Genomic DNA, 22,320 nt, shown 5'->3' with positions numbered 1-22,320 from the left:
CTTATAAATCAATAATTTCTCTTGTTCCCCTTTTTCACAAATTCCCAGTCATCCCCTATATTTTCTCTTACTCTTTGAAGAAGAATGAAAATGGTTTCTACTTCTCTTTCCGAAAATCCCTCTAATGCAACGTTATTGGAATGATCATTTTCTCTTTTTATAAATGGATAAACATTGTTCCCTTTCTCAGTTGGAAAGAGTTTTTTAATTTTTTTGTTATGTGTATCTTCTTTCTTTTCAATAAAGCCATTAATTTCAAGTTTTTTTATAGCACGAGATGCTGTTGTTCGATCTACCTTTATCATCTCAGCTAACTTTTCTTGAATGATTCCGGGGTTTTCACATATTCGCACAATGTACAAATACTGCCCTTTTGTAAGGTCATATTCTTTAAATTCTATATTACTTATAGAATCTAATGCCCTTGCTATCATTCCAATTTCACGAAGTACTTCCTTCATAATTAACTCCTTTGCACCTATTTTGTTGCAAACGCAATAAAAATGGTATATATTAAATTTACCCTAATTTTGTTGCATTTGCAACATGAAATTATGATAAAGAGGTCGAGTACAGTGAAATATGTTTTTTTGTATTAGGAATTTTTATATTATCCCTTGGAATTTCGTTCACTATACAATCAGACCTTGGGACTTCACCCTTTGATGCACTTTTGGTAGGACTGTCCATAAATGTGGGGCTTACTGTGGGAAGTTGGGAAATAATAATAGCTATAATATTGATATGTTGTAATTCACTTTTAAAAAGACAAAGACCAGAATTTTTAGGGTTGTTAACAGCATTTATAACGGGTATTGGTATTGATATGTGGCTTTTTTTATTGCAAAATTTGATAACACCTGAACTATGGTACAGCAAAGTTGTTTGTTTTGGAATTGGTTTAGTTGTTGTAGGATTAGGAACTGCAACATATTTACAGACAAATTTTGCGCCGATTCCAGTTGACCGATTAACATTAATCATACAAGAATTAACTAGAACAAATCTATTTTTTTCGAGAACATTCATCTACCTCATATTCTTGATAATAGCAGTAATTTTAAATGGACCCATTGGCATTGGAACTTTGTTAACCGTTTGTTTAGGGGGGCTAATACTCAATTACTTTATGCCATTTACTGAAAAGGTACTTAACCGCATATTAACACACTCTGGTACATCACCAAATTATGAGAAAGATAAAAAGCATTCTATATAGAATGCTTTCTTTCTTGTTCAACTAACCTGATCCGTTAGTTGAACTACCAAAGAACTATGTTCATTGTAATAACATCCGTTGATTTCGATACAGAATTGTATTTTGTACTTAGTTCCAGACCTACGGCCGAGAAATTTCTTACGTATTGAACCTCATTTTTTTCCAAGTTGACACTGAAGCTTGATGCTCATATTTCTTTGTTTCGATCTTAAGTTTCTCTAGAAGAATTGGTACTGTTATTTGTCTCTCAATTGGTACTTTAATTGTGTCTAATTCATTTTTATAATGTGTTTGTATTTTGAAGGTCAATTAATAAAGGAGTGTAGCATTATGTTCTGTGGATTATCTGCTTTTCCACTCACCCCAGTTAACGAGACAGGTATTAACGAAAAAGCATTTGTAACACTGATTCAACAATTAGTTGCAGCTGGTGTAGACTCAATTGGTGCATTGGGTTCAACTGGAAATTATGCATATCTTAATCGAGAAGAACGTTTACGTGTTCTTCGACTTGCTGTCCATTCAGCTGAGGGGATTCCCGTGATGACAAGCATAAGTGCGATTCGTACTTCTGAAGTACTTCGATTAGCGGAAGATGCACAAAGAGCAGGAGCAAGCGCAGTGCTGCTAGCCCCTATCTCCTATCAAACACTAACTAATGACGAAGTATTTTTACTCTATGAACAGGTGACGAATTCACTCTCCATTCCACTTTGTGTATATGATAATCCGAGTACCTCACATTTTCATTTCAGCGATGAGTTGCACGGTCGAATTGCTGAGCTACCTAACGTTAGTTCTATCAAGATTCCTGGAGTACCTTCTGATCCTGAAGCAGCCAAGACACGCATTAGAAAACTGCGAACGGCCATTCCTCCCCATGTAACTATAGGAGTAAGTGGAGATTCATTTGCAGTCACTGGCTTGAATGCAGGCTGTGAAGCATGGTACTCAGTTCTCGGTGGTTTGTTTCCAAATGTGTGCCTAAAAATGACCCGTTTGGCCCAGGCCGGTTTTGCTGACGAAGCGAAACGACTCTCGGCACTACTTGAACCGATTTGGACGTTATTTCATCAATATGGTAGCCTTCGTGTTATTTCAGCAGCAGCAGAAATAAGTGGCTTGATCTCAAGTCCCAGTCTTCCTTTACCCTTACAACCATTGAATCAATCAGCTAGAGAACACTTGGAATTCATACTAAAGGATATTCAGACTACAGAAACATCCTGTTCCCCATTCGGCTAATACCTTTTCGAAGGGGAGACTACTAAGCACGTTTGCTGTGAAATTTTTCTTTATGAGTGTTGGAGGAACAACAGATGTGGTTCACATTTGCAATTGGCGCTGCTTTTTTCTTTGGCTTACATGGTATCTTCTATCAATGGACGTCTCAACGGTCTATTGATCGGAATCTGTTGTTTGTTGGGGTGTATGTATCCAGTACAATCCTGGCATTAATTATGAATAATGTACGCAAATCAAACTTGGAGTTACAAGGCCTGGCTCGGCTTATTAATGGGTATTTTTTCTTTTATGGCCAATACGTTCTTATACAAAGGTTATGCTGTTGGTAGAGCTTCAGTCATAGCATTTTTTTCGGGACTAACGCCTATGCTTGTTGTCCTGCTAGCTGCTTTGCTTTGGCAAAAGACGCTTACTTTAGTGCAGCTAGTCGGATTCTGCATCATTATCCTCTCTCTTATCGTCGTTAGATACCAGCGAGATCTGCAAGTAGACAGTATCAAGGCTGGCAATGGGGCATACTGGCCATCTTGTTTTATAGCTTCACAGACCTTTCCTCAAAACAAGCTTTACTTTACGGAGTATCTATTTTTCCTGTTTTGACAATTATGTTCATGACAAGTAGCATATTATTTGCTGGAGCATACTTTGTAATTAAGATTAGACAAGATCCTTCTTCAACAGATATAACTTTTAATGAAGCAAAACAATTCGGAGCATAAAATGGAGTTAATCCATCTTGTACTCTTCCCTTAATATATAATGTGCGTAATCAACCTAAATTACAGTTTCTAAAAGCTTGCTATTGTATTTGCTACGCAGGCAAATCACATCGAAACCCAGCATATTTTTCATTCAATGAAGCTCTATTCCCTCTGACTAGTACTCCTCTATGGTTTTTCAAACTACATACATTTGTGCTCAACCGAGAAAGCTTGCTACCTGTATTCAGTCTAGCCACTGATCAATTGACGAACCGAGTCAGTATATCCATAACACGCGTAACCATGGCAGCTAGTAGCATTATTACGTGCTATTTGTCATCTAATCCAATCCGTGGATTTCTTAGAAGCAGGAGTTAAACAAGCCGAAATGGTGTTTTGCAATACTACAAAACATTTCTTTATCTATTATCTCTGTTTTTTTCATTTCTCCATTCACCCATTCAGTGAACGAAGTATCTGTTAATGTTAAGTTTCCGTTATCGGTGAATTTAGTGACTATCGGTCTCTTATTAAAGTTCGATCCAAGATGTTCAACGGTGAGCTTTTGAACTTCATTTAACTCAGTTATATCCTGTATGGCGTTTTTGGAATCAAAAGCATAACCAATCTTCCAATCAGTATCCTTGTACCTCATTTTCATACAAAAAATAAAATCCCCATACCCACTGCTTACATTTATTACTTTGAATTCCCCATTTTCAGAAGTCACCTTATCTCCATTTAAAGGAACAATCTTTAATGGTGAATACCCTCCAAACCCAACATCGACGAGGTACAACTTATCGTTATGATTGATTATAATAGCAACATGTGTTTTTCCTATCGCACTCCAGCTTCGATTAGTATAGTCGTACCTCATACAGCGAATTAGCTTTGCATTATACCCATTTTCACTTAAAAAGAAATAAAATAATGAATTTAATTCATAGCAAAGTCCACCTTCATTGCGTTCGATTATTTTTTTTAATAGATTTTCAGGTGTTATTTCACTCGACGAACTGTTTATAATACTTAAATTCTCAAATGGAATTGTTTTTGCTGTTTTTTCAATAATAGTATTTAAATCTTCAAGTTCTAATTTATTGTCCCAACTTATTCCTAATCTAGTACACAATAATTTATTTAGGTTTAACATATTGGTTCATTCCTCCATAATTAGTATCGAAACCAGTGCATTTCAAAGCAAGACACCTCTTCCGGGGGGAAATGTAGACATTGAGTCTATCATTTGCTAGCAAAGAGATGTGTTGGATATCGTACGGAATTAAAACTTCATTCGTGGTCGGTTAAAGAAAATACTATTAACGGATACGATACCAGCCAAACAAGTGTTGATTTAGTTCTCCCATATGTCTTGTGCATCAACAAGTAGAGGTGCGTTCGCGACCTGGTTTATCCACTCCGGTTAAAGGTGTAAACCGGGCTCTACCACAGCATTGAGGCATGTCTCCTACATTGTTGGCACGCTGTTCATTTACAGATGAAAAGTTCCAGTTTGATTGATTTCCCTGTTCCCACAAGGCCTGTTACAATTGTGGGTTTGCTTTTTGTTCTGGATCAACGTGTTTCAAGAGGCTTTGAATTACATTGTCCTGGAAGCAGACTCATTACCTCTCGAAGTCGATAAGGCTATTTCGAGACTTTATTGTCCAATACTTTGCTGAACTACCCAGGCATTCGTAATATCTCAATCCTTTTCTTCGTTAGCAACAGAACTATCTACTAGAAAAACAACCAACTATAGTAGCTATAGCTGGTTGTTATACGTTTTTTTCAATTTACTTCCAAGATCAAATCCATGCTGTCCTGTGTTAAACCAAATTTGAAGATGAAACCCCAGGTTCTGCAGGAATCACATGTAATAACTGTTTTGAATTTGGATCCTCCAGATTCACATGCACTTGATCATAATTAGATGAATTCGTAACAATAACCATTACCGTAGGATCATAACCTGCAGCCTTGATTTGCTCCAAGTCAAACTCAACTAATTTGTCTCCAATCGTAATTCTCTCATTTTCCTTAACCAATGGTTTAAAGTGTTGTCCCTTTAATTTCACAGTATTAATACCGATATGGATCAAAAGTTCTACACCGGAATCAGATACAATGCCAATCGCATGCCCGGTTTTGTACACGCTGCTTACCGTTCCGTTTACCGGAGCTGTAACAATTCCGCTTATTGGAACAATCCCTGCTCCTTTACCCATCGCTTCAGACGCAAACACTTCATCGCTCACACTGCTTAAAGGAACAATTTGGCCATCCACAGGTACCACAACGTCATTTGGATTTGCTTGAACGCTTATGGAATTCGTCCCAGTCTTATTAGATACACCGAAGAAATAGGTTAAAATGACGGCTCCAAAGAATGCAATAATCAATCCGATGACTTCTCCAATGAAACCTTGGCCTAAATAAGTTGGAATAGCCAACAAGCTAGGAAATGTAAATGTGGATGCGTGTACTTCAAATGATCCAATGACAGCGCCTCCAATACCGGCGGCAATCATTGCACAGTAGAATGGACGCTTTAACTTAAGGGTTACGCCGTAAATTGCCGGTTCAGTGATTCCAAATATGGCTGTGATCGCTGCGGAACCCGATAGGCCTTTGATTTTGGCGTCCTTGCTTTTCAAAAATACGCCAAGAGCAGCACCTGCTTGAGAAAGTACAGCTGCACATACAATTGGCAACCATTGGTCGTATCCTTGATTAGCGACATTGTTTATCATCAGCGTAATCAGCGCCCAATGGACTCCAAAAATGACGATCGACTGATGGAACGCTCCTAAAACCAACCCAGTAAGTAATGGGGAGAACCCGTAGATTGCCAACAATACCATGGCGAACAGGTCACTGATCTTTGTGCCTATAGGGCCGATAGCAGCCAAAGTTAGAGGCAACATGATCACTAGCGAAAACAGAGGGGTTAACATATTACGAATCGATTCCGGAAAGAATTTGTTCAACAAAGGTTCCAAGTAAGAGAGGCCCCAGATCGACAACAGAATCGGAAACACAGACGACGTATACGTAATTGGTATGATCGGTATGCCAAAGAAATCAATCGTTTGTGAATTGGATACGATCTCTACTAAAGACGGATGAATGAGTGCACCAGCTAACGAAACGGCTACGAATTGATTGACTTTCAGCTTCTTGGCCGCAGTAAATGCCAAGAAAATCGGCAAGAAGTAGAAAATTGCATCACTTGCTGCATTCCATACTTTATACGCACCACTGTCGATCGATATCCAGTTCATTGTTGTAAATAAAGCCAGAATACCTTTTAAAATTCCGGCTCCAGCCAAAGCTCCCAGGAAAGGAGTGAATACGGCCGAAACAAAATCCATTAATTGACTGACAGGATTGAATTTCCCAGTTCTTTTTTCTGAAGCGCTTTCAGCGTTGGCAGACACATGTACTGCCATTCCAGGTAATGAAGTTAGTTCATCGTAGACTTGAGATACAGAATTACCGACAACTACCTGATACTGTCCAGCACTATTGACAACAGTAATGACTCCATCTGTGTTTTCAATCTTTTTGGTGTTGGCAGCACTGGCATCATTTAATTTGAAACGCAGTCTTGTGGCACAATGCCAAACCGCATTGACGTTCTCTTTACCTCCTACACCATCCAGAATATCCTTTGCCAATTTTTGATAACTCATTGTTATCCCCCCCATTTTAAGTGCCCGGATCATTCCTCCAGATACCGTTAACTGGTACGATAAATGATCCAGGGATGCCTTATTCAACTAGTCAGTTCTCATCTTAATCGCTGGTGATTACATGAAGATTCTCGCCGTTTGTATCAATGACTTGCTTATACCAGTAAAAGCTATCTTTATAATGGAATTGCCCAGTTCCTTTACCTTCATCATCATAGTCCACATAAATAAAGCCATATCTTTTGCTCATTTCTGCAGTACCTGCACTGATGATGTCAAAAGGGGCCCAACTGCAGTAGGCAAAAACATCTGCCCCTTCACGTATTGCCTCTTTCAGCGCAGCAATATGTTCCTGGTGGTATTCGATACGATAATCGTCATGAACTTTGTTGTCCTCTGTTAAAACATCTTTAAAACCAAGACCATTCTCAGCCACCATCATGGGAACATGATACCTGTCCCAATACTTGGACATGCAGAGATATAATCCTGAAGCATTAATGGACCAGCCCCAGCGATTCGCTTTCAAATGGGGATTTTTGACGGTAGAATTAGGGTCCATCGTATTCTCGCTAGCTTTAACGGTATTGGACCAGTAATATGAGACTGCAAGGAAGTCGGCTGTATTGTTCCGAAGCAGTTCTTTCTCCGATTCAGTAATTTCCAACCGGATGCCATGGTCTTCGAAATACGTCAATGCATATTCTGGATACTCTCCTCGAATCAGAACATCACTGTAGAAATATTGCATTCGATTCCGTCTGAAATTCAGTTCGGCATCTGCAGGTTCACATGAATAAGGGGCGGTTAATGTATCAGCCAACATCATTCCCATTTGAAGGGATGGGTTTAGCTTGTGGCCAAACTCAGTAATCTTTGCAGAAGCAACGAATTGGTGATGAACCGCTTGAAACTGGGCCTGCTCGTAATGGTCAACTTTATCTTTCAATATGCCTAGGGAAGCAAACGCCTCTTTGTGCACAAGATTAATCTGATTGATAATAATCCAATATTTAACGGTTTGATGATATCTTTGCAGTACGGTTTGTCCATACTTTACGAAATAATCGATTAATTTCCGGTTCGTCCAACCGCCATATTGCTCAACCAGATTCAAAGGCATTTCATAATGGAAAATGGTGACGATCGGCTCAATATTTTTTTCTTTCATGTACCTAAATAGTCGATCATAAAAGGCCAAGCCCTGCTCGTTTGGGCCGGTATCATCCCCATTCGGAAAAATCCTGCTCCATGAGATGGACAACCGCAATGTTTTTACATGCATGTCCGCTAACGCATCGATATACTCACGGTATCGTTCGTAGAAATGTACTCCTTGGCGCTTAGGGAAATAGTATGTCCCATGTTTGTATTTTTCATATGTTTCTGAATCCATATTATTAAAATGTAGATCAGTAGGAGCAGCCCCTGGAATAAACGGCTGAATATCAGCGGTACTTAAACCTCTTTCATCCCTGCGATGTGCACCTTCTGCTTGGTTAGCAGCAATAGCTCCTCCCCACAGAAAGTCTTTTCTTATTTTGCTCATGTACGATTCCCCCAAGCGTATTTAAAATTTTTGTACGATAAAGACTCCTGCAATAACCAAAAGAGCTCCCAATAATCGAGGAATATTCAAAGTGTGCATACTAGCACCAATTAATCCAAAATGATCAATGATCACCGACACGATTATTTGTCCAGCTAAAACGTATCCAACCGTAGCTGCTACTCCTATTCTGGGCATGAGAATGGTTGTCGCCAATACATAGAAAGCACCCAGTAGTCCTCCTGTCCACATCCACCAGGGAGCTTCAAACCATTCTTTTTTGAACAACGATCCTTTTACAAAAAAAGATATGATTATTAATGAGATGGCACCTACTGTAAAAGAAATGGCCGAAGCAACAATAGGTGATCCCACCACCGTCCTTAGCTGCGCATTAACACTAAATTGCGTAGGTAAGGCCATTCCTGCCAATAATGCGAAAATTATGAATACGATAGCCACGTATGTTCCCCTTTCTCTTGCTTTGATCGATTAGCCAATCGGAAATTGAACGAAGTGCTTCATTAAATCGTTTATCCGATTTTAGAACCACGAGAAAATACCAAAAGAACGGTTTCAAGTGTGTCCATTGCAAAAGTAATCCCACCTACTATTTAGAGAGCAATGGAATAGAAATCAGAAACATTCAGTATTATCCCCTCTCAAATTCTGAAGATTGAATATCCCCTACAGATGATTCAATAATTTATCTTAAATATGGGAATACTAGATTGATCACCTTCTCAATTTATCGATTAATCATTGACAACCCGAGTATAATTCACGCAGTATAATAAGTAAAATTAATAATAAATATAGGAGGTATACTAATTACTTATATGGATATTAATTATGAGCTCTATAAGATCTTCTATATCACAGTAAAAGCTGGAAGTATGTCTAATGCGGCAAAAGAACTGTTTACATCACAATCGGCAGTTAGTCAGTCCATAAAATTACTTGAAAATAAGCTAGGTGGACAGTTGTTTCATAGAAGAGCACAAGGAGTGTCCCTTACTGTAGAAGGAGAGGTATTATTTCAATATGTAGAACAAAGCTATGAGTTATTACAGGCGGCTGAAAGAAAATTTTCGGAATTAAGGAATTTAGATGCTGGCCAACTAAGAATAGCCGTAAGCACAACAGCTTGTAGTAACTTCTTGATGCAATACCTAGAAAGATTCTCCTTGGCTTACCCTAATATCGAGATTTATATCAAAGATCAATCTACTCATTCTACAATTAAGCAGCTAGAGTCAGGCGAAGTTGACATAGGAATCATCAATCTGAACGGAAGCAGAGATTCTCTGACGGTGATTGGAAAAATAGAAATACAAGATTGTTTTGTAGTAGGTGAGAGATTTAAAGAAATATGTGATAAACCAATATTCTTAAAAGAACTAGTAGTAAATTACCCGATCATTCTAATGCAGAAAGGACTTAATACAAGAAAGTACATTGACAACTTTTTCACTTCATATGGCTTAAAAGTAATACCTAAAGTAGAGCTGAGTACCATGGAACTGTTAATTGAGTTTGCTAAAAAAGGTTTGGGCATATCATGTGTAATCGAGGATTTTGTTCGCAGCGATTTGGATCAACAACAGCTATTCAAAGTACCAATCCAAGAAACCATACCTAAAAGGTTTCTAAGTATTGCTATCAAAAAAGATTTGCCCCTTTCTTCAGCAACTCAAAGGTTTATTGAGCTTTTTCAAAGTAGTACAGGATAAATTTAATTATATAAAGAGCTTCCTTTTTTCTATATGCATCTAGAATCTTAACTACAGTAACTAGAATACGATCTAATAGAGCCATCGTTCCTCTATAACAAATTTTTTGTTCAATAATCAAGCAATTTTTTAAATTCGAAATGACTTTTCAGAATATCTTGAAATATGCTTCTATCATTTTCTGCCTCTGTCCATCCACCCATTTAGTGAATGAGGTATCCGATCTGTAAAAGGATCATGTGTATGTCCTTTACGGCAAAGGAGAACAAGTTCTTGTCCGAAGAAGTGGGGAGAATTCGGATTGAGGCATCCACTGCGTGCAAAGATCTATTTCACAGCTTCCAGATACGCACCGAACAAAGCTCGGTATGAATATTCAGGATGAGATCGAATACGAGATTTCTCCAACAACCACGCAATAAGGCGAAGTATACGAGCTACAATCTCTATGTCTTCGTCCTTTACAAGCAGATAAACGTAGCCGAGGTCCAGCGAACCTCGCTTCAACCGCTCCAGAATGAAGTCCGTCTGCTCCTGTGACAACTGGATGGTCGGTATAGTGAGCATGAAACTGATCAAATTGGAATTTGTCTTCTTTCTTCTTGCTAACAGGCATATCATTCAAATAAAGATACTCTTGATAATTTTTTTCTTGCACTAGTAAAGCTTCGACTAAGATGTTGGGAAAGATTACGCAGTGTTCTTTTCATTTATTTTCTACACCCTCATCGTAAATTTGACATACTTTATACATTATATTCCTTTAGCAATGGAAAGCATAATTATTTTTGTATTATTGATTTATGGTACTATCTTAAAGGAGCATTCTAAATGCATAGTGCTAGATGATTAGTTTTATTTTCCTTATCTGCGAACTGTTTATTTATAATGCCCCCCGATTTTTAGGGACCTTTCCAGCGCCTGACCGGCGTTGGTCAAAGAGGAAGCTCTTACAATAGCTGCACTACCATAGCGTTCTTTAATGCTATCTGTTGCTTTTTCCAGGGAACGTGTACGCTCCTGATCTTCAAAGAAGGAGAGTTGATATGTTTGATCGTCAACCAGTTCACTTAAAGTGACACCTAGGCGTCGTATCGGCATGCCATTCCAAAAATTATAAAATATTTTTTTTGCTGCATCGTACACTTTATTCGTATTGTTAGTCGGGTCAGTAAGCTTCATTTGCCTGGAAAATCCAGTAGGGGCTTCATATGGACTGCATATACAACTGACAGTCACAACAGAACCCATATACCCTTTACGACGGCTGTCTCGACAAACCTCTTCGGTGAGTTCAAGCAAAATCGTTTCAATCTCATTCTTGTTCGAATAATCCTTGGGCAGGGTCATTGCATGGCTTATCGACTTTTGCGGGGAATCGAGCGTAGATGGGATAACAGGACTATCGTCCAAACCGTTAGCAGTTCTCCACATAATCTCAGCCTGGATGTCCGACTGTTTTCCAAAATGACTGCGGAGTTTCGTCTTAAGTTCTGGCAAAGTCATTCTGCCTATATCTCCAATAGTTGTTATGCCAAGCCGTGCAAAATGTGCTGTCATCCGCGATCCCACTCCAAACATTTTGCTGACCGGCTGTGGCCACAATAAATGTTCAACTTCTGCTCTGGATAGTGTGAAAATCCCGCTTTTGTTCTTCTTGGCCCAAATGTCAGTTGCAATTTTTGCAAGTATCTTATTGAAGCTGCTTCCTATTCGAACCCAAACTCCAGTTTGTAAAAGAACATTTTGCTGAATGTCTTTTGCAATAACTAATGAATCACCAAACGTTCTTACACTACCAGAAATATCCAAGAACTGTTCATCAATACTAAACACTTCTACAAGATCAGTATACTCCTTGTATATATTCGTGATTGCTAAAGAAACATCAATATAGTATTTCATCCGTGGTCGTACGATAACAAGTTTAGGACACTTTTTCACAGCTTCTCCCAGACGCTCTGCTGTAGTTACACCAAAACTTTTTGCAATGGGGCACGCCGCTAAAATGATTCCCGACCTACGTGAAGGATCGCCAGCTACCACAAGTGGTTTATTTCTATATTCTGGGTGAGAAGCTTTTTCCACGCTAGCGTAAAAACTTTGACAATCTGCTAAAAAAATTGTTCTCTTATCTTTTTTAATCATGTTGCACCTCCAAAAAGCAAATGAATAAGAACATACATTCACAAGTCAATTATATACCAAACATACGTTCTATATACAAAGTAAATACTGGAATTAAAAAAATAGTGGAGACAGCAATTAAAGAGCTATCTCCACTATTTTTGTTACTTATATCATGTGCTAAGCATCCTGCCTTTTATAAAAAATATATTACTAATAAAGAGCTTAAGTCTATCTAAGATGTTTAGGGATATAAAAACAATTACGCCAAAAGCATCATATCGATTAAATCTGCTGCTAAAGATTTAGATCCACTCACACCTTTTACATATTTTAAAGGACCGTCAGATGACCAATTCATTGTACTGAGCTTCTTTACTCTCTTATGCATCATATTATAATCGATTCTATCACGCTCATTTATGCACATTGTTAGAAGCTTGGACCCCGCAATAGAAAGAGCATCTAGACAAACAATATGAGTGATACGGTACTCCCCGTAGTCAATCCATTCCTTGGAGAATGTATCTTTAATTGATCGATAATAGTTTAATGCAACTTGGTATCTCTCTTCGTTGCTCGTCCCTATTAACTTTTGTTCCTTAAATAACAATTGAGTAGTTCGATACAGATTTTGGAGAGTAATGTGACGTCCGCGAGTGCGTTTACCTATTATGCTGCCAATATTGTGGAAAGGACTCTCTGGTCTAGTGATAAGTTCAGTCGCGATCCAGCTAGACTTATCAGAATTACGGCGTTAAGATAGTGCATTGTAAACCCTCCACATCATATCGACTCAACCTGATAATCTTATGGTATCATCAACGATGACAGAAGTATAATTTATGATAAGTATGCTTTCGATGCATTTCAGTAATGAATAATGTGAAATGAATTCAGGAGGACACGTATGGAAATTCAACAATTAAAATATTTTCAGGTCTTGGCTGACATACAGCATGTTACGCGAGCTTCAGAGGTACTGAACCTTTCCCAGCCAGCATTAAGCCGATCAATCTCCAAGCTCATTTCATTGGTTTGAACGAATTAGCTAATGAATCCCTTATTTTGTTAAAAAAGGATACGCTCTCCGTCAAACCACGGATCTGATGTTTCAAGAACACGGAATCCAACCTCACATCACCTTTGAAGGCGAAGAGGTCGCAACCGTTGCGGGACTGGTGGGCTCAGGCCTTGGCGTATCGTTGCTTCCAGACTTACAGGGACTGGACACCCATAAGGTTGTCCAAGTCCGCCTAAATGTCCCAGAATGCCACCGATCCATAGGATTAGCATGGAGGATTGAGAGATATTTACCGCCCGCTGCTGGGAGTTTTAAAAATTTTATTATAGCCAAATTTTCTTAGGGAAATTTTACAACTGGGAACAAGATGAAAAGATTAGAGCAGCGGGCTGATTATAAAATTCATCTCTATTGGATGCTAGGATTAACCGTATTTGGGATGCATCTGATACGCAAATAAAATTAAAAGCATGGGAAACCTGTCTCCTCTTTAATGAACCAGTTACTACGACCTGATATTTTGGAATTGAAGTGAATAGAACTCACTATAACTTGTGGGAAATAGGGTGCGGTTTGGTCACAACATGTAAAATCACACTAAATACTGAGATATTTCAATAAGATTTTGATCCGGATCTCTAATATAAACGGATACAATAGGACCTAGCGCGCCTGTTCTGGTTACGGGTCCCTCCTCAATATTCACTCCAATGGTGTCTAGATGATTCACAATCTCTTCGATGTTTTTATCGGTAATGAAACACAAATCAGCAGACCCGGACACCGGGTTTTGGGCTTTGGGTTCGAATTCTTTTCCAGCTTCATGTAAATTTATTTTTTGATCGCCAAAACGCAATGCTTTACGATTTAAACCGAACGTTTCCTCCTTCATACCCAAAACATGGGTATAAAAATGTACGGATTCTTCAATTTTTCTAACAGTTAAAACGAGATGATCAAGCCGTTTTATCATTATTTCTCCTCCTATTTTAAAGATGGGTGGCTTCTCCAGTATCTTTTATTACAAAGAAATGTTCTCTTCGTTTGGACTGCATTAAGTACAACAAAAAAATAACAGATTATATTTAGATTCTTGAATATGGAAGTCACCTAAAAACATTGTTCTAGAAGAACTCAACATAAGCTATCCCCATCTTACCTTATCATAAAATGCATAGAACCATCCTTAACTGGAACAACATTGATAGTTTCAGTCACTGGTCCCCCCCTCCCAAGGTATTATATCCCATACCTCACTTTTAAAAAATTATTAGACTCATTTTCTAATTACTTATCAAATAATACAACATTTCACAATATTTATAGATGTTAATTATGTACATTGTAATATAAAGTAAAATCACAATTAAATCTTTACAATGTAGTACATATAGAAACAATTATGCACAAATATTAATATGCACACTTTTTTGCTGATACTCTGGATCACAGTCCCGTCAAGCCGGAAACATTGGATACACCCCCAAAATCGATCGGTCATATAATGACCCTGCCCCGGGATTATGTTCAGTCTGCGGAAGTGGAGACTATCCTGCTTGGCACCAATATAATATTTCATATGGGGACGGGCAAATCACAAGCTCAGGACACTTCTTGAGAGCTTCACCGAGCCGTTTTGCTGTAGACACTCCGAAGCTTTTTGCCATAGGACAGGCTGCCAAAATAATTCCGGATCCTCTTTACCAAGACTTAATTTTATAAATTCTTGTTCATAAGGTGGTTAATCGATATATATGTATTTATCGATAGATAAGAGCAGCTCCATATAAAATAGAAGCTGCTGCTTCCTGTTTATTTTACAACTTTAAAATATTTTAAAAAGGAGGCGTAAAATGCCTGAACTAACTGCAATGAAATGTAATGAGTTAGCCCTTCATTAGAACAGGTTGGAGCTCAACCAAGAACTGTTCTAAGTTTACAGGGTCCTGCCCTGTGAGTTCTGCAAATGCTGGAGAAACCTGTTCATATTCTCCTTTAGCAGCTGCAGTATCAAAAGAAGCTAATCCCTGTGCCACTTTCGGAGGCGCTCCAAACGCTTCATACATACCTTCTACTTGTTTTATGTTTATTAGGTTGTACGTAATGCTCTTACCTGTGATTTTATTTAAAATGTCTGCTATATCGGAGCTGGAGAGTGCTGTTGGACCGGTAATATTCAAGGTGCGTTTGTCCTGTTTCGCAAAAGCTAATGCCACTGCCGCTGCAATTGCACAATCATTACGAGTGACGTAAGCAACTTTGCCTTCGTCTATAGCGTTGATATATTGACCAGTTTTAACTGCATGTACTAGAGAAGGTAGTAAATTATCAGCATACAAATTATTACGAAGTATAGTATAAGCGAGACCACTTTGGTGTAAGGCTTGTTCCGTTCCATAGTGGTCAGAAGCAGTAGTATTAGCTGTGCCAGGCACAGGATTCAGAAATGAAGTATAGACAATGTGCTTTACTCCTTTCTGGGCTGCTATCTGTATCGCATCCTGATGCTGTTTCAATCGTTGACCAGGTACTGCCAGAGCGTCGGTACTAATAAGAAGTAACCGTTGTACTCCAGCAAAGGATTCTTTTAACTGCTCTAGATAGTTAAAATCTGCTTGACGGACCTCTAATCCTTGCGTAACTAGATCCGAAAGTTTCTCAGGGTGACGTGTTAATGCAATAATTGATCCTTCATAATGGTCAAGCAGCCATTCTATAGCTGTACGGCCTAGATGCCCGCTTGCTCCCGTGACTAATAATGTATCTTTTTGTGTGCTCATATTAGTATATCCTCCTCAAAGTAACAAAATTAAAATATGATTTACCTTATTGACTGATGGCTCTAAAATATATCAACAGATGAAGGTGCAGACGCAGAAAAATTAAAGTTTTGGCGGATATTAAACAACCATTTTTCATAGATTTCTGGTCGCCAATCTGGAGAACCTGTAAGTGGATTGGCTCCAAACAAAGTTAGCATTTGACGTGATTTATCAACGAGTGACAGATTCAGCGTTGCGACTTGTAATTCTTCTCTGGATCCGGCTGGTTTAGCATAATAAGCTGTACTTAAGATAGATGACGAAGGACCAATAATGAGACTCTCACCTGAAAAAGATAAATTACAATCGTATCCTACCAGATTGGAACTCATTATAAATAATGCATTTTCAATTACACGTGCTTTGAGTTGAGTAAAATAACTGTCTTCCCAGCCTATAGCAGATGCCGTCGGATTAAGATACAACCTAGAGCCAAGAGCGGCATAATACCTTACCACTTCGGGGAATGTATAGGTATCGAAACATATACCAATACCTACAGGTCCCCATGGTGTATCAAATAACAAAGGATCGTTTCCTTTTGTGGCCCACAACAGCTCATGACCAACAGGATGAATTTTTCGGTAAGCACCTACAATGCCTCCTGGGCCAACAACGAGTGCTGTATTGTAAAGTATAGAAGAATCTATAGCATCGCGTTCTGGCATACCCACTATAATATATGCATTATGTTTTTGAGCAAGTAAAGCCAGCTCGTTGGCTGCTGGACCTGGTATTGTTTCCGCATTTTCAATTTGCATTGCTGTGGAATCTTTCTCAATGTTATACCCGGTAAGTGCCATTTCCGGGAAAAGAATAATTTTAGCACCCTGTTCAGCAGCAGATTGAATATATTCTTTAATTCGAGCTAAATTCCCAGTTTTATTTCCCCATTCTGCATGGAAATTAATATTTGCTACCGTAACGATATTTTCATAAGACATAGTTACTCTCCTTTTGTATGGATTGCGCTACTTGAGTTAAACTGAAATAAAATTGGTTCAGGCATGTTTATGAAGTTGGTTTATCCAGTGATTATTGAGACATTCCTGATTTGATCAGCAGGTATCTAAACTATACAGAAACACTACTGACAACTGTATGGCAGTAGTGTTTTTGGTGTTCAAATATTTATTTTTTAGTTTGACAAATGAATTTTCAAACCATAAACTGATGAAATTGAAATAGAAAGTTCTTCCATATTAGCAAAACTCATTCTATTTCAACTGTGGTACAGGCGATCCGAAATTGGGCCACCTGTACCTTTTTTTGTGCACGAATTCTTGCACACAAGCAATCAAAACGAAGGTGGAAATAAAAAAGGTGGAGAGATTTAGGAATAACAGCGAGGATATATTTTAACTGGTATTTTACTTGCCACAACGATATCAACACCGATTTTTGGTAAGTTAAGTGATTTATACGGAAGAAAACCAGTCTTTGTGATTGGCAGCATCCTTTTTTCTCTTGGTTCTTTTTGGTGTATGTTTGCCCATTCAATGGAGTCGCTAATTATATATCGGATAATTCAGGGGATAGGAGCAGGAAGTGTAGTTCCGGTTACTTTTACAATTGTAGGAGATATCTATAAAGCAGAAGAGAGGGGCAAAGGATTGAAAAGCAGGCAAAGGAACCAGTCGTTCCGCTAAAACTGTTTCGTATTCGTGATATCATGATTTCATGTATAGCCGGCTTTCTGGTAAGTTCATTGATTATAGGATTGACTAGTTATTTACCACTATGGATTCAAGGTGTCTACGGGGGTAATGCATCTTCCGCTGGAGTGGCACTATTACCAATGACTATAGGCTGGTTTATTAGTTCAATCGTTAGTGGAAGAATCATGTTTTCTCTCGGCCCTCGGATTACATGTATTATTGGTTCAAGTTTTATCGTTTTTGGCGCTGTCACTCTGGCGTTTTTTTGAATAGTAGCTCACCGTCCTGGTTTTTACCGCTGTGTACGCTGCTGTATGGTATAGGTTTTGGTTTTTGTGTTACTGTCTTTACTGTTATTGCGCAGTCTGCAGTTGGATTTAAACTAAGAGGATCGTCAATTGCACTATCAACGTTTTTAAGGAGTCTGGGTTCTACCTTGGGAGCAGCGGTATTTGGCTCATGGCTTAATTATAGAACTACTTCGGAGGTTCAACAAGAAGACCTGCTATCTCAAAAAGTTACACAGTCGGATATCGACTCGATTCTTTCACCACATTCACATCAGGCAGGGGATCAGGTCGCTCTGCTCTTGCGTGGTCTTCTGGAACACAGTTTGCAATCCCTCTTTAATGGTTTCAGAATTTATTTCCGGCACCTGTAAATCATACAGATCAAAATGAATAATTTTATGTTGCGGATAAGTTGCACGATAAGAATCCGCCAATTGCTGACCAACCGATAGAACGCAGGAATGAGAGGAGAATCCTGAATGTGCAGTGAGAAATAAAATAGTGGACATGTTGGTGTCTTCCTTCCAGTAAGTAAATTGTCTAACTTGGCAACCCATAAAAATATATGCGCTTAGATTAAACTATACAAAAATGCTACTGACGATAGTGTGTCAGTAGCGCTCTAGCATCTTTTGAATTTCTTTGTGGACCTGATCCCGAAAGGATTCCGGTTCGAGAACAATTACATCAGACCCCCAGTTGAGAATCCAGGACAATAATTCTTCCGGTTGACGAACACGGAAATTCACCACATATCCGTCCGGACATAGCTCGGCATCTTCCATATAATAATTGTTTGTTTCTTGAACCTTACCTGCAAGTTCTGCTTTAAACAATGCACGGATATGAATATGACGATCATCTTTCCGTCTATATTCATGCAGATTGAAATCCTCTGGAAGCTGAAAAGGTTCATCTGTAATAACAAGATCACTAATTCGGGAGATTTTAAAGTGGCGGATATCTTCACGCAAATCACATCTGGCGAGCAACATCCACATGCCTTGTAGCAATACTAGTCCGAAAGGTGCCACGGTCCGGATGGTTTCACTATAGCCATTCGACTCTTTTACGCCTTTACGGTATTTAAATCTAACTTTTTTTCCATCAAGCATAGCGATACGTATAATCGCCAGATCATTTCTTGTAGGTTCTCCTGCTGCTGGTTCTTCAGGAGGTAAAAGTCGGATGTTACTGTAATTCCGACCAGCCTCTTCTCTTACTTTTTGAGGTAAGATTGTTTCTATTTTAGCACGAGAAGAACGAGCATTTTTGCTAAGGTTGCTATCAAAATGGTGTTCTATAAAATCAGAACCAATTAATAATGTTAAAGCCTCTTCCATCGTAAAACTAATGGGAGGCAGAAAGTATCCCTCCATTAAGGAATAACCTGATCCCGGCAGACCTACAATTGGAATACCCGCTTCGCTAAGAGCCTGGATATCACGATAGATTGTTCGTACACTGGTTTCTACCCGCGCTGCCAGCTCTTCAGCTTTTAATACACGACTGCGTTGCAATTCTAACACAATGGCTAACAGGCGTTCTGTTTTATTCAACTTATGGTCTTCCTCCTTAGCCAGTGAAATTCTCAGTCATTTCATAATAATTAACCAGGTCAACTCCAGTGGAAGTGATTTTAAAATTGATTTGCCATATTTCGATTCCTTGCTGGATTGAAGCATATATAGATTCTTTAATATAATGACTATTTTTATTTTTCATGGCAGGTCGAAAGCCTTGGTTATTATACACTAAACAGGTTAATAAAATCGCTCGTTCATTGGCTTCTAAACTTCCAGCCAACTCACTAATATGCTTGATGAATCGCTCATGAGAATTAAAGTCGCTCCCTTTTTGTTCAGTAATATGAGCGGGAATTTCGATCTGCAATTGCTGAAGAGGGGTTTTAACCTCAATATAGGTGTTATTCACTAGGAAATCTAACTTTGAATTTCCGAGTTTCTGCTCTCGTTTCAATGTAGTTCCGTTTTTAACCATGTCTGATAACTGGTCGGTGACTATATAATGCTCTACATAACGATTAGCTGCATTTTGGTTAATACCGATCCAATTTTTCTGTTCTGAGTTAAGGTGGTCAAGTGATATAGCTTCAACAGTATAGGGTGTTTTTCGTTTTAGATCAGTGCTATGAGACAACAAACAAGCAATATCTCGAATAACAATATTACCGATTCGTCCAGTAGTAGGGCAATGGCAATCATAAATGATTCCATTAATCTCTACTTCCATGATAAAACGATTTCTACGCTTGCGAATTATCCCTTCCTGAAGAGGGGGCTCAAAAATAAATGGATTATTGTTTTTCATTAGATGTCTCCTGGATAAGATCTGAATTGCTGTTCTTAGTGAATATATAGAAAAAAGCATACCAAGAAGGAGAAATTACAAGATGCAATTCAAAATCTCTATAGTCAGTGTATAGCTTGTTAACACTGCACCTTGATTATATAAAAACACTCCTGACAACAGTATGTCAGTAGTATTATTATACTAAAATCATTAAATTAGGAAAATTTGAAATTTTATAATATTTTCTTAAAAATCACCATCTTTGTACAACCTGCTTTTTGCAATGATCGCATGAGTCCCAACATCCCAACTTGATTTCCATAAGTTCTTGCGTTTCATGCGCACCATTTGAGCTGCATAATGAACAAATGACTGGGAAAAATGATCCAAATGCTTATGGTAATGGAGTTGGGCTTCCAACTGAGCATGCCCACCTTTGCGTGCAATAGTTAACATATTAAATCCCTGTAGCATCATATTGCAAAAGGCAAATGTCTGGTGTCGCCGGGTCTTATTCTTTCAATATCACCATACTTTGGGACAACCATTTCATCATAAAATCGATCAATCAAGGTAATAAATTGATAAGAACCTATTCTCGGGAAGAATAGACAGTCGTAAAGCTAAGGAATCTTTGCTTTGTTGCTGTCTTACTAAGAAACAACCAATTTGTTCCAGTTGATAATTTCCACTCCGGTCAGAAGGTTTTTTGATACCAATTTTCTGATCCACAATTCCGTAACAGATAAATAGTCGGCTGCTTTATTTTTCTGCTCCAAAACATTATTTTTATTAAAGTAAACCCAAAGAAATTATTGTCCAAGAACAATGACTCGATTTCGCTACTCATTTTTTTGTTAATTTTGGCAAGTAATCTTTATACAATTTGTTGCATCCGGTTCTCAATTTTTTTCTCATTCGTTCCGTATTACCTTGATAAACCAGCGATGATGAAAGATTAGAGTCTCCTCTTGGCAGTGCAATATCGTATGGATTATCAGCTTCTTCGGCCAGAAGATTTGTAAATATGCCGCGGCCTAAATGAGTGGACCACTTATATTCCTCCAACTTGATTGTAAACAAGGTCATCCGAATTAGATGATTTCCTGAGTCGCTTTTAAAAACTCTTGTTTTAACCTACTGAAATAAGCCCTGTAGCTTGTCCTGACATGGCTTTACCATCTCGATTTACAAATAACGCAACCGACCCATCCACAGGGGAATAAGTTTCTAAATGGTTTCGATACAATAACTGAAGCCAATCTTGAATTGGAAAAACAATCTGTCTTCTTACTTTTTTAACACCATTCGAACCGGAACTATCTTTAAGATCCGTTTCTCATATTTGTTTGTTGCAGCTTAACCACTAAACCAAATTCTCCAAAGAAGCCGATTGAGGTCACATCTGATCTTCGGACGTTCACAAGCTCTCCTTGGCGGATTCCTCCAAAGCAATGCATATAAACTCCCAAAGCAATGGGATTCGCGACTTTCACTGCCAGCTCAATCAAAGGTAAAATATATTGTTCCGGTAAATCATGGGCTATATGGCCTTGCTTTTTTCTCGGCATGATGACCCCTTGAAATGCAGAAACCGTATATTTTTGATTCGATGTTCCGTAGAGGATTTTCTTTTTAAAGACACTTTCATCAACATGGACCAGCAGTTTTTTCTTCGCTAAGAACTCATAAAACAAGGTTAAGGTTCTCTCTGCTTTCCTTACAGTCATTCTTGTTTCCTCTGTTTTCATTAATTCGTTCAAAAAAGCAGTTGCATGATAAAATTGGAGATCCCGCAAAGACGAAAGCTTGTACTTTATTCGGTTTTCAATAAGTATGTAATTTAAAAGCGCAAAGATAATTGGCGTGTAGTCTCTGGGAATTGAACGCTCTATATTTCCAGTAATGAAATATAAATTCCGATAAGGAGTGAACGCACAT

Annotated in this window: 24 protein-coding genes and 1 pseudogene; 8 read left to right on the top strand and 17 right to left on the bottom strand. The window is 38.4% G+C overall.

Annotated features, from left to right (window positions below; genetic code table 11):
- Positions 1-8: 8 nt before the first annotated feature.
- Positions 9-461, bottom strand: coding sequence for a MarR family winged helix-turn-helix transcriptional regulator (locus tag ABH897_RS05185; RefSeq protein WP_404580522.1), 453 nt, complete (start codon positions 459-461; stop codon positions 9-11).
- 119 nt (positions 462-580) lie between these two features.
- Here ABH897_RS05185 and ABH897_RS05180 point away from each other — a divergent pair, with 119 nt between their 5' ends.
- From ABH897_RS05180 to ABH897_RS05170, 3 genes are all read left to right on the top strand, one after another.
- Positions 581-1,219 carry a YczE/YyaS/YitT family protein gene (locus tag ABH897_RS05180; RefSeq protein WP_404591454.1) on the top strand — a complete coding sequence of 213 codons (639 nt, stop codon included), beginning with the start codon at positions 581-583 and terminating at the stop codon, positions 1,217-1,219.
- A gap of 330 nt (positions 1,220-1,549) precedes the next feature.
- Positions 1,550-2,464: a dihydrodipicolinate synthase family protein gene (locus ABH897_RS05175; RefSeq protein ID WP_283652358.1), complete on the top strand. Its 915-nt coding sequence runs from the start codon at positions 1,550-1,552 to the stop codon at positions 2,462-2,464.
- A gap of 222 nt (positions 2,465-2,686) precedes the next feature.
- A complete protein-coding gene (locus ABH897_RS05170; protein ID WP_404518859.1) occupies positions 2,687-3,064 on the top strand; it encodes an EamA family transporter in 378 nt (125 codons plus the stop codon).
- A 462-nt stretch (positions 3,065-3,526) separates the two neighbouring features.
- Here the strand turns inward: ABH897_RS05170 and ABH897_RS05165 are convergent, their stop codons facing one another.
- The 4 genes from ABH897_RS05165 to ABH897_RS05150 form a co-directional block, all read right to left on the bottom strand.
- Positions 3,527-4,321 carry an arylamine N-acetyltransferase family protein gene (locus ABH897_RS05165; protein WP_404591326.1) on the bottom strand — a complete coding sequence of 265 codons (795 nt, stop codon included), beginning with the start codon at positions 4,319-4,321 and terminating at the stop codon, positions 3,527-3,529.
- Between the two features lie 676 nt (positions 4,322-4,997).
- A complete protein-coding gene (locus ABH897_RS05160) occupies positions 4,998-6,863 on the bottom strand; it encodes a beta-glucoside-specific PTS transporter subunit IIABC (RefSeq protein ID WP_404591324.1) in 1,866 nt (621 codons plus the stop codon).
- Between the two features lie 103 nt (positions 6,864-6,966).
- A complete protein-coding gene (locus ABH897_RS05155) occupies positions 6,967-8,427 on the bottom strand; it encodes a glycoside hydrolase family 1 protein (protein WP_404518854.1) in 1,461 nt (486 codons plus the stop codon).
- Positions 8,428-8,433: 6 nt separating this feature from the next.
- Entirely contained in the window at positions 8,434-8,874 is a 441-nt protein-coding gene (locus ABH897_RS05150) for a DMT family transporter (protein ID WP_283652363.1), read from the bottom strand.
- A 377-nt stretch (positions 8,875-9,251) separates the two neighbouring features.
- Between ABH897_RS05150 and ABH897_RS05145 the strand changes: the two genes are divergently transcribed.
- Positions 9,252-10,145 (top strand): LysR family transcriptional regulator, encoded by an 894-nt coding sequence (locus ABH897_RS05145; RefSeq protein WP_283652364.1) that lies wholly within the window; start codon positions 9,252-9,254, stop codon positions 10,143-10,145.
- Positions 10,146-10,472: 327 nt separating this feature from the next.
- On the opposite strand, the gene ABH897_RS05140 is transcribed toward ABH897_RS05145, so the two are convergent.
- From ABH897_RS05140 to ABH897_RS05130, 3 genes are all read right to left on the bottom strand, one after another.
- Positions 10,473-10,712, bottom strand: coding sequence for a hypothetical protein (locus tag ABH897_RS05140; protein ID WP_404529615.1), 240 nt, complete (start codon positions 10,710-10,712; stop codon positions 10,473-10,475).
- 312 nt (positions 10,713-11,024) lie between these two features.
- Positions 11,025-12,293 (bottom strand): DNA polymerase IV, encoded by a 1,269-nt coding sequence (locus tag ABH897_RS05135; protein WP_404518853.1) that lies wholly within the window; start codon positions 12,291-12,293, stop codon positions 11,025-11,027.
- A 241-nt stretch (positions 12,294-12,534) separates the two neighbouring features.
- Complete coding sequence (locus tag ABH897_RS05130; RefSeq protein ID WP_404529616.1) at positions 12,535-12,885, bottom strand: hypothetical protein; 351 nt, start codon at positions 12,883-12,885, stop codon at positions 12,535-12,537.
- A gap of 297 nt (positions 12,886-13,182) precedes the next feature.
- Between ABH897_RS05130 and ABH897_RS05125 the strand changes: the two genes are divergently transcribed.
- Positions 13,183-13,314, top strand: coding sequence for a LysR family transcriptional regulator (locus ABH897_RS05125; protein ID WP_283652367.1), 132 nt, complete (start codon positions 13,183-13,185; stop codon positions 13,312-13,314).
- Between the two features lie 67 nt (positions 13,315-13,381).
- Positions 13,382-13,639: a LysR substrate-binding domain-containing protein gene (locus ABH897_RS05120; protein ID WP_283652368.1), complete on the top strand. Its 258-nt coding sequence runs from the start codon at positions 13,382-13,384 to the stop codon at positions 13,637-13,639.
- 249 nt (positions 13,640-13,888) lie between these two features.
- On the opposite strand, the gene ABH897_RS05115 is transcribed toward ABH897_RS05120, so the two are convergent.
- From ABH897_RS05115 to ABH897_RS05100, 4 genes and pseudogenes are all read right to left on the bottom strand, one after another.
- Complete coding sequence (locus ABH897_RS05115) at positions 13,889-14,269, bottom strand: VOC family protein (protein WP_044647313.1); 381 nt, start codon at positions 14,267-14,269, stop codon at positions 13,889-13,891.
- Between the two features lie 591 nt (positions 14,270-14,860).
- A pseudogene (locus ABH897_RS05110) lies at positions 14,861-14,996 on the bottom strand (Y-family DNA polymerase); the annotation flags it as partial.
- 186 nt (positions 14,997-15,182) lie between these two features.
- Positions 15,183-16,076 (bottom strand): SDR family oxidoreductase, encoded by an 894-nt coding sequence (locus ABH897_RS05105; RefSeq protein ID WP_404518850.1) that lies wholly within the window; start codon positions 16,074-16,076, stop codon positions 15,183-15,185.
- A 62-nt stretch (positions 16,077-16,138) separates the two neighbouring features.
- Positions 16,139-17,062: a carbon-nitrogen hydrolase family protein gene (locus ABH897_RS05100; protein WP_283652371.1), complete on the bottom strand. Its 924-nt coding sequence runs from the start codon at positions 17,060-17,062 to the stop codon at positions 16,139-16,141.
- A 411-nt stretch (positions 17,063-17,473) separates the two neighbouring features.
- Here ABH897_RS05100 and ABH897_RS05095 point away from each other — a divergent pair, with 411 nt between their 5' ends.
- Entirely contained in the window at positions 17,474-17,767 is a 294-nt protein-coding gene (locus ABH897_RS05095; protein ID WP_404518976.1) for an MFS transporter, read from the top strand.
- Between the two features lie 23 nt (positions 17,768-17,790).
- Positions 17,791-18,045, top strand: coding sequence for an MFS transporter (locus ABH897_RS05090; RefSeq protein WP_283652372.1), 255 nt, complete (start codon positions 17,791-17,793; stop codon positions 18,043-18,045).
- Between the two features lie 287 nt (positions 18,046-18,332).
- Here ABH897_RS05090 and ABH897_RS05085 read toward each other — a convergent pair whose 3' ends face one another.
- The 5 genes from ABH897_RS05085 to ABH897_RS05065 form a co-directional block, all read right to left on the bottom strand.
- Positions 18,333-18,575, bottom strand: coding sequence for an NADPH-dependent FMN reductase family protein (locus ABH897_RS05085; protein ID WP_283652373.1), 243 nt, complete (start codon positions 18,573-18,575; stop codon positions 18,333-18,335).
- Between the two features lie 102 nt (positions 18,576-18,677).
- Positions 18,678-19,625: a helix-turn-helix transcriptional regulator gene (locus ABH897_RS05080; RefSeq protein ID WP_283652374.1), complete on the bottom strand. Its 948-nt coding sequence runs from the start codon at positions 19,623-19,625 to the stop codon at positions 18,678-18,680.
- Positions 19,626-19,641: 16 nt separating this feature from the next.
- Positions 19,642-20,397 carry a DNA/RNA nuclease SfsA gene (locus tag ABH897_RS05075; protein WP_283652375.1) on the bottom strand — a complete coding sequence of 252 codons (756 nt, stop codon included), beginning with the start codon at positions 20,395-20,397 and terminating at the stop codon, positions 19,642-19,644.
- A gap of 228 nt (positions 20,398-20,625) precedes the next feature.
- The gene (locus ABH897_RS05070) at positions 20,626-20,856 is read right to left on the bottom strand and encodes a hypothetical protein (protein WP_404559541.1); all 231 of its coding nucleotides are present in this window, start codon (positions 20,854-20,856) and stop codon (positions 20,626-20,628) included.
- Positions 20,857-21,704: 848 nt separating this feature from the next.
- Complete coding sequence (locus tag ABH897_RS05065) at positions 21,705-22,142, bottom strand: hypothetical protein (RefSeq protein ID WP_404591322.1); 438 nt, start codon at positions 22,140-22,142, stop codon at positions 21,705-21,707.
- Positions 22,143-22,320 lie beyond the last annotated feature (178 nt).

Source organism: Paenibacillus sp. RC73, assembly GCF_044908085.1.
Taxonomy (GTDB): Bacteria; Bacillota; Bacilli; order Paenibacillales; family Paenibacillaceae; genus Paenibacillus; species Paenibacillus terrae_A.
This window is presented reverse-complemented; position numbering and strand designations above follow the sequence as displayed.

Bases quoted from the DNA above. Each gene is read 5' to 3' on its own strand.
- ABH897_RS05185 (WP_404580522.1), bottom strand. From the start codon at position 461: ATGAAGGAAGTACTTCGTGAAATTGGAATGATAGCAAGGGCATTAGAT.
- ABH897_RS05175 (WP_283652358.1), top strand. From the start codon at position 1,550: ATGTTCTGTGGATTATCTGCTTTTCCACTCACCCCAGTTAACGAGACA.
- ABH897_RS05170 (WP_404518859.1), top strand. From the start codon at position 2,687: ATGTACGCAAATCAAACTTGGAGTTACAAGGCCTGGCTCGGCTTATTA.
- ABH897_RS05165 (WP_404591326.1), bottom strand. From the start codon at position 4,321: ATGTTAAACCTAAATAAATTATTGTGTACTAGATTAGGAATAAGTTGG.
- ABH897_RS05160 (WP_404591324.1), bottom strand. From the start codon at position 6,863: ATGAGTTATCAAAAATTGGCAAAGGATATTCTGGATGGTGTAGGAGGT.
- ABH897_RS05145 (WP_283652364.1), top strand. From the start codon at position 9,252: ATGGATATTAATTATGAGCTCTATAAGATCTTCTATATCACAGTAAAA.
- ABH897_RS05140 (WP_404529615.1), bottom strand. From the start codon at position 10,712: ATGCTCACTATACCGACCATCCAGTTGTCACAGGAGCAGACGGACTTC.
- ABH897_RS05135 (WP_404518853.1), bottom strand. From the start codon at position 12,293: ATGATTAAAAAAGATAAGAGAACAATTTTTTTAGCAGATTGTCAAAGT.
- ABH897_RS05125 (WP_283652367.1), top strand. From the start codon at position 13,183: ATGGAAATTCAACAATTAAAATATTTTCAGGTCTTGGCTGACATACAG.
- ABH897_RS05120 (WP_283652368.1), top strand. From the start codon at position 13,382: ATGTTTCAAGAACACGGAATCCAACCTCACATCACCTTTGAAGGCGAA.
- ABH897_RS05115 (WP_044647313.1), bottom strand. From the start codon at position 14,269: ATGATAAAACGGCTTGATCATCTCGTTTTAACTGTTAGAAAAATTGAA.
- ABH897_RS05105 (WP_404518850.1), bottom strand. From the start codon at position 16,076: ATGAGCACACAAAAAGATACATTATTAGTCACGGGAGCAAGCGGGCAT.
- ABH897_RS05100 (WP_283652371.1), bottom strand. From the start codon at position 17,062: ATGTCTTATGAAAATATCGTTACGGTAGCAAATATTAATTTCCATGCA.
- ABH897_RS05090 (WP_283652372.1), top strand. From the start codon at position 17,791: ATGATTTCATGTATAGCCGGCTTTCTGGTAAGTTCATTGATTATAGGA.
- ABH897_RS05085 (WP_283652373.1), bottom strand. From the start codon at position 18,575: ATGTCCACTATTTTATTTCTCACTGCACATTCAGGATTCTCCTCTCAT.
- ABH897_RS05075 (WP_283652375.1), bottom strand. From the start codon at position 20,397: ATGAAAAACAATAATCCATTTATTTTTGAGCCCCCTCTTCAGGAAGGG.
- ABH897_RS05070 (WP_404559541.1), bottom strand. From the start codon at position 20,856: ATGATGCTACAGGGATTTAATATGTTAACTATTGCACGCAAAGGTGGG.